Source organism: Nitrososphaera sp. AFS (genome assembly GCF_009898475.1).
Taxonomy (GTDB): Archaea; Thermoproteota; Nitrososphaeria; order Nitrososphaerales; family Nitrososphaeraceae; genus Nitrosopolaris.
In genome coordinates this window covers 3,134-4,866 of the sequence record NZ_QURE01000152.1, presented here as the reverse complement: position 1 = coordinate 4,866, position 1,733 = coordinate 3,134, and the positions used below count along the sequence as shown (strand labels likewise).

Genomic DNA, 1,733 nt, shown 5'->3' with positions numbered 1-1,733 from the left:
GGATAATAAAGGGAACAAGGCTCTTGGTGGAGGAATGATGAAAAGACAGTCACCACAACAGCAAGGAATTAACTATTTTGACGTAAAATCAGTCGATGAATATTCTGCCAAAGTAGAACAATTAGGAGGAAAAGTTATAGTTCCAAAATCGCCAGTGCCAGGGATGGGTTATATGGCTGTGTGTAAGGATACAGAAAATAATGGCTTCGGTATTTTTGAAGCGGATAGCACCGCCAAATGAATACATATTACACATTGTCATTTCCAGATGGCATTGTAATACTATTGCTCTATATTCATAGATAACTCCGCATCGACGCCAATCCTTCCAGACTTCTTTTTCTAAATCTTACTAAGGAGCTCTCGCTAGGAGGAGCTCTCGCTAGGTATAAGAGTGCAGTACACAGCCTCTCCATCGCAAGCAATTGGTAGCTCTGGAAGTTGTTCTACGAGCATCAGTCTGGTCTCGCCGCTTCTGATTATATATGTCATCTATGCTTCACCTTATTACCTTAAATTTAGTGTTAAAATAATGACTCGATGTGAAGTAGAGTATGGATCAAAACTAATTTTTTAATGACTAACTATAAGGCTTAGGTTCTGTGCTGCCATATAAAGAATTTTTGTAGATATATCTTCATATATTCTGATTTCTTTAATTTGACGTTTGATGATGAATTAGAGGATTGTGATGACAATAACTTCTTGACTGGTAAGGCTGAATGATGTGATTCATCAAATGTTTTACATATATCATTTATTCTATTTTTAGTATAAATATAATTGGATGGAGTTAATCCCCTATTCTCACCATTCATTTGGTCTTCATGAACGGTTTGACAAAGTTGATTTAAATCATTAATAACCTGCGGATCTAGCACATCATTTAACAAAAGTAATGTATTTTTAATGTCATTTACTATACGACTAATCTTTTTACATTTCTTATTTATTTGATCTGTTATTTTATCATTATTGTCAGCATCTGTTGTGTACTTGGATTCTAAATTCTTAATCAATGAGTCAAGTGGTTTTTCAATAATTGAATTGCAAACTCTCTTCTTCTCTTTTTCATCGTATCATGTTCTTCGATTATCATCTTTAACTTCATGTTCTGTTTATGAGCTAAATAATAAAAGAAAAATGCTAAAAAAGCACCTATTAAGGCATCCATAATTAAATGGATCCAAGAAGAGAGATCACATCCTACTTTAATCGAAAATATCGGACAATTATTATCAACAGATCCTAGAGCCCAAGCTTGATCAATGAGGTGCAGATATGTGAAAAGAATTGATACACTAATGCCTAAAAAGACAATCTTGAAATTCATGTTTTACATTTATATCTATGCAAACTGCTCAATTTTTTCTAAAAGAAAATCTATGTCTATAGGCTTTCGTATACAAGCATGTACTCCTTTCTTGCAAAGGTCTTGTATCTCCGAATCTAATACTGATGAGGCAGTAAAAAGTACAATTTTTTGATTGGAGACGATGCCTTCGTTGACAAGCGTGTCTATGACATCAAATCCACTAAATTCTGGCATAGCTATGTCTAGTAGTACGATATCGAATTTCTTCTCTCGAATTAATTTTAATCCCTCTTTTCCACTCCTTACATAAGTAAATTCATGACCAGAACCATTTAAGACAGTATCAAGCAAGTCATTTATATCTGCATTATCGTCAATTCCTAATATTTTCATTTAATCGCCTCCTCCAATTTCTTTG

General features: G+C 33.8%; 2 protein-coding genes and 1 pseudogene. 1 reads left to right on the top strand and 2 read right to left on the bottom strand.

The features are described 5' to 3' along the window. A pseudogene (locus DYY65_RS12020) lies at nt 1-241 on the top strand (VOC family protein); the annotation flags it as partial. A gap of 125 nt (nt 242-366) precedes the next feature. On the opposite strand, the gene DYY65_RS12830 reads toward DYY65_RS12020, so the two are convergent. Then, nucleotides 367-492, bottom strand: a complete 126-nt coding sequence (locus DYY65_RS12830) for a hypothetical protein (RefSeq protein ID WP_255457527.1) — start codon at nt 490-492, stop codon at nt 367-369. A gap of 856 nt (nt 493-1,348) precedes the next feature. After that, nucleotides 1,349-1,708 carry a response regulator gene (locus tag DYY65_RS12015; protein ID WP_162478195.1) on the bottom strand — a complete coding sequence of 120 codons (360 nt, stop codon included), beginning with the start codon at nt 1,706-1,708 and terminating at the stop codon, nt 1,349-1,351. Nucleotides 1,709-1,733: the final 25 nt, after the last annotated feature.